This window comes from Kamptonema formosum PCC 10802 (assembly GCF_000332335.1).
GTDB lineage: Bacteria > Cyanobacteriota > Cyanobacteriia > Cyanobacteriales > Oscillatoriaceae > Oscillatoria.
This window is the reverse complement of the sequence record NZ_KB235950.1, coordinates 425787-430426: the sequence shown is the minus strand read 5'-3', so window position 1 is coordinate 430426 and position 4640 is coordinate 425787. Positions and strand designations below refer to the sequence as shown.

2 protein-coding genes and 1 pseudogene are annotated in these 4640 nt (G+C 53.5%); all 3 read left to right on the top strand.

Annotated elements, in window-relative coordinates:
- Positions 1-192: pseudogene (locus tag OSC10802_RS52190) on the top strand (IS4 family transposase); the annotation flags it as partial.
- A gap of 2022 nt (positions 193-2214) precedes the next feature.
- The gene (locus tag OSC10802_RS45225; protein ID WP_017721576.1) at positions 2215-4056 is read left to right on the top strand and encodes a S8 family serine peptidase; all 1842 of its coding nucleotides are present in this window, start codon (positions 2215-2217) and stop codon (positions 4054-4056) included.
- Between the two features lie 38 nt (positions 4057-4094).
- Positions 4095-4640: calcium-binding protein (locus tag OSC10802_RS53715; RefSeq protein ID WP_017721575.1), on the top strand; the 546-nt coding region annotated here is incomplete at its 3' end.

Genomic DNA, 4640 nt, shown 5'->3' with positions numbered 1-4640 from the left:
CTGATTACTAAAAATGTAAATGGTATAGCTATACAAATTTATGTTTCGCTGATAGCTTACCTGATATTAAAGATAGTAGATATTCCTAAAGAATGGGGGACTACGCTACTAGATAAACTCCGCTATCTTCAATGTTGTATGTGTCAAGAAATCAGCTATGTCCACTGGATAGAACGACTCCTCTCTGGGTAAGCATTTTTACTCAGGGCCGGAGAAATGTAAGCTAAAATGTAAAGTTTTGTAACGGAATTCAACACTTGTGCGTTTGAGGGGGGTGGAAAAATGGGGTTGAAGGCGGGAATGCTGAACTGCCTCCTGTAAAGTGCCCGAGGGAGAAGGAGAGAGAAAGTTGGGGGAGTGGCAAAAATCTGCTGTGACGGGGATGGCTTTAGCAAACTGCGATTGCCGGGGATAATTTAGTCTGCGGATCTCACGCTAGCAGTCAGGCTGTCGAACAGACTGCTTCAAGACTTGCGCCAAGCGTCCCGCCTGTTCTGTAGCTGCAACCGGCAAGTTTCTACCAAGTGTTTCTCCCTCTCTCCTTGTTCCCGTCTCCCCGAGAGGGATACCGTGGAAATACCTAAGTCCTGTGCTGCTTGGTTGGAGCCCTTGGAGCGGAACCTCACCTACCCCGCACAGATATTTATCCGCACAATTGCCGGCTGCCGGCACCCACGTAGCAAATTGCTGCGGTGTCTGGGTCTCCAATTCGATCTCTGACGGTTTGCACTTCAATTTTACAAAAAAAAGTGTAATATCAAGGCGAGTGAACTGCCAGTAATTTATTTTAACCGTCTTTTCTTCTATCTAACGCTTTCCCATTCTTTTCCCCACTTCCCTGCAAGATGAGCGCCTGATTTTTGATTCTATATCGTTTATCGGCTCTGTCTGTAACCCCGATTAGAGAGGCGCTGCGGCCCCCCAGAGCAGATTAAAAGCATAATATATAAGCTTTAGCTTTATATATAGCAGCAGTCATATTGGTTAGAACAATAGAAGCTTCGGGATCTCTGGAGCAAGGGAGGCCGGAATATAGGTTTCCTAAATGCTTACTGCTATATAGACGTAGGGTAGGCGTCCCGCCCCCCCTGAAGGTCTAATGTTTTAATCTAAGTGGCTACTGCTATAATTTAAATCCTCCCGCACCGAAAAACACCTTGTTTGCACTAAATTAATGCCTGAACAGGCAATTTTATATCATTCCTTTCCATCCCCGAGCTTTGCAAAGCGCGGTTGAACCGGCTGGAATGCGAGCGATTTAGACCCGCAAGACACCGTGTAAATTCTGCTCCCCTCACCTGACTTGATAGGATATCACTCGCGATCAGCACAGGCATTGTAAATCTTTCTATTCTGCAAGCGGAGCTAAAAGCCCACGGGCCGGTCGCTGGTTCACTCCCTGCAATCATCAGACGAATCCGATGCACCCGGAATTGATAGAAATGTCTTATCTGGGCTTCAGCGAAGAGCAAATATTGATTTTTTATATAGATTTTACTATCTATCAAAAAAAATGATGTAATAAACTTTCAAAAAGCGGGAACTTTTTGTATAAAATTAAGTCTACAATAATTCATTTGCGACAGAAAGCGCATTTAAGCTCTCGTAAAAATGCGGCAAAGAGAGGCAAAATTTTTTGACGATCTGCCTCTTGCAATGTCGGGAACAAAAAAGCTAAACTAACAGACAATTTGTGGCATCTCCTCCTGACGGCTAAACATGATAAGATTCGGCGAGTCGCGCTCTCCTTTGAAAGGAGGGCGCACACAACCTATTAAAAACGCGCTCTGCTCCCCTCTACTAGCTTCTGGGAGAGCGGACAGGTTGAGGCAAGGCAGGATCGGCTCAGATTCAGCTTAGAACGCCGAACATTTCATACAAGCTCCCCTCCAGGAAACATCGCCGTTAGAGCGGCAGCCTCTGCTTGGACACAGAGGTAGGTTCTCGTATTGTGCGCAAAGCGTCAGTTTGGCGCTTTTACTTGGAGGGAAATTTCTGGGAGCAAGTGGCCACAGTGCGGGCCTAATGGCTAACGTGCGATGGTCCAGTATGCCCGGCAAGCCCCAATGCCAAAAGGGTGCGGCAGAGATGGCTTGAAAAAGACAGGCTCCAGGTGACCTTATCGCCAGGGCACCCGCGCTTCTGCGTGCGGGCACACTTTAACAAGCTGCTAGTCCGGCGGGTGTTCAGAAAAATTTAATTTGTAAGGTTCGTATGGCCCACGTCCCAACCGATCCTCTTTACCCACAACAGTGGTATCTGAATAACACCGGCACCAACAGTAACGGTGGCACAACCGGTATGGACCTCAACATCGTCGATGACAGCCCCGACAACTTCGACTTGTGGAACGACTGCACCGGCAGGGGTATAACAGTTGGCATCATCGATGATGGCGTAGAGTCCACCCACGAAGACCTGGCAGCCAACTATAACAAGGCCCCAGTGGGGCTAACCGCCGGCGATCTAGCTTCAGGACAGCCTCAGGCAGCGGATGAAAGCCACAGGACAGCCGTTGCGGGCATCATGGCCGGTGTGCCGAACAAACAAGTGGGCATCAGCGGCATTGGCTACAGCGCCAAAATCACCGGCTTGCGGGACACGAACCTTACGGGCACCGACGCCAGCGTTTTGAGCACCCAGCAGTTTTTCGACGTTTCCAACAACAGCTGGGGTTTTGATAATCCCTTTGAGACCAACTTCAAATTACCAGCTGGCCAGCTAGCCGGGCAAGGCATACAGGAAGCGGTCACCAAAGGTCGTGGCGGTCTGGGAACTGTATTTACCTCGGCGGCGGGCAACGCTTTTGAAACCGGCGCTAACGCCAACTGCGGCAACTGCGAAAACTCCCGCTACACCATTGCGGTCGCAGCCGCCGATGCCAACGGCGTTTTTGCCCCTTACAGCGTACAATGCGCAAACCTGCTGGTTTCCGCCTTCGGGGACAGCGACCCAAAGAATAATGTCAGCAGCACCATCCTCACCACCGACAGGATGGGTGACGCCGGCTACAACGCAGCCGGAAAAACCGGCGAGGCAGACAGCGTTAATTACATCTACATCACCCTGCTGTCCCCAGACAGCACCGAAACCATACTCTTTGACACTCTCGCGCTCAAGACACTGGAAGTCGGTGACGATGGGAATGGCAACGGAGTCGAAGTACCGTTCGCAGACTTGCGCACCAACCCCAGCCAGTTCACTCAAGATGCCACCGAGCAAGCCCTGGGTGAGTCCTGCCAGAAAGGCATCAAGTTCACCTTCGGCAGCACCTTCTACTGGGGCGAAACCGGCGAGGGAGACTGGACGCTCAAAGTGGAGGATCGGGGGAGTGCCGGCACCTGCTCCCTCAACAGCTGGGGCTTGCGGCTGTACGGGGCCCCGATTAGCCCTGACGGCACCAATATCTATACCGACGAATTCGGCACTGTTGCCTGCAACGACACCGTGCGGGGGACGCTGACAGATGCCGGCGGTATCGACACCATCAACGCCGCCGCCATCACCACAGGCATGACCCTGGACCTGACTCCAGGCTCCACCGGCAATACCCTGGCCGACGGCACCTTGGCCATTGATGCCAACACCACCATCAAGAGTGTCTTCGGCGGTGACGGCAATGACACTCAAGTCGGCAACAACGCCAACAAAACGATTTTCGGCGGTCGCGGTGCGGACAGCCTCATGGGCGGTGCGGGAGATGACACCCTCATGGGTGGCAAAGCAGCCAACACTCTCATGGGTGGAGTGGGGGCTGATGTATACGTGCTGAGTTCCAAAAGCGGCGGCACGTTTATCCAAGATGAAGACGGCGCAGCCGACACCCTGGTCTTCAGTGAAGATAGTATCACCGGCTTCAGCGCTGCGCCCGCTGCCGGTATGACCCTCTCCGCAGACGGACTGGCTGCGGGAGTGATGGGAATCGTGCGGCAAGGCACCAATCTGGTCATAGACCTCGACGCCTCAGGGACGATCGAGGGGGCTAGTGACCTGACGATTGCCAACTTCTCACAGAAGAGGACACCGTTGCGGGTGCCGGCTCGATCGAAACCCTAGCTAACCTCTCAGGAAACCAACTACTTGGTCTTGTTGATATGGAAGACACAATAAACGGCGGTCAGGACACCACAACCGGCGCTACTGGTACGGACACCACAACCGGCGCTACTGGTACAGACACCACCACCGGCGCTACTGGCACAGACCCCCTCGCCGCCACTACTGGCCCAGTCACCACCACCGGGGCTAGTGGCACAGAGACCATGCCCGGCGGCACCGGCACAGACACCATGCCCGGCGGCACCGGCACAGACACCATGCCCGGCGGCACTGTCACAGACACCATGCCCGGCGGCACTGTCACAGACACCATGCCCGGTGGCACCGGCACAGACACCATGCCCGGTGGCACCGGCACAGACACCATGGCCGGCGGCACTGGCACAGAGACGATGGCCGGTGGGGAGTTCACCATCGCCGACATGAAGATGGCAGAAGGCAACGACACCATCACCGAGATGACCTTCACCGTCAGTCTGGCAGAAGCCGCCACAGAAGATGTGACCGTGGGATACATGACCAAAAACGGCACGGCAATGGGCATCTCAGACCCGAACGCCAAGCTGTTTGCCGCTGAACTG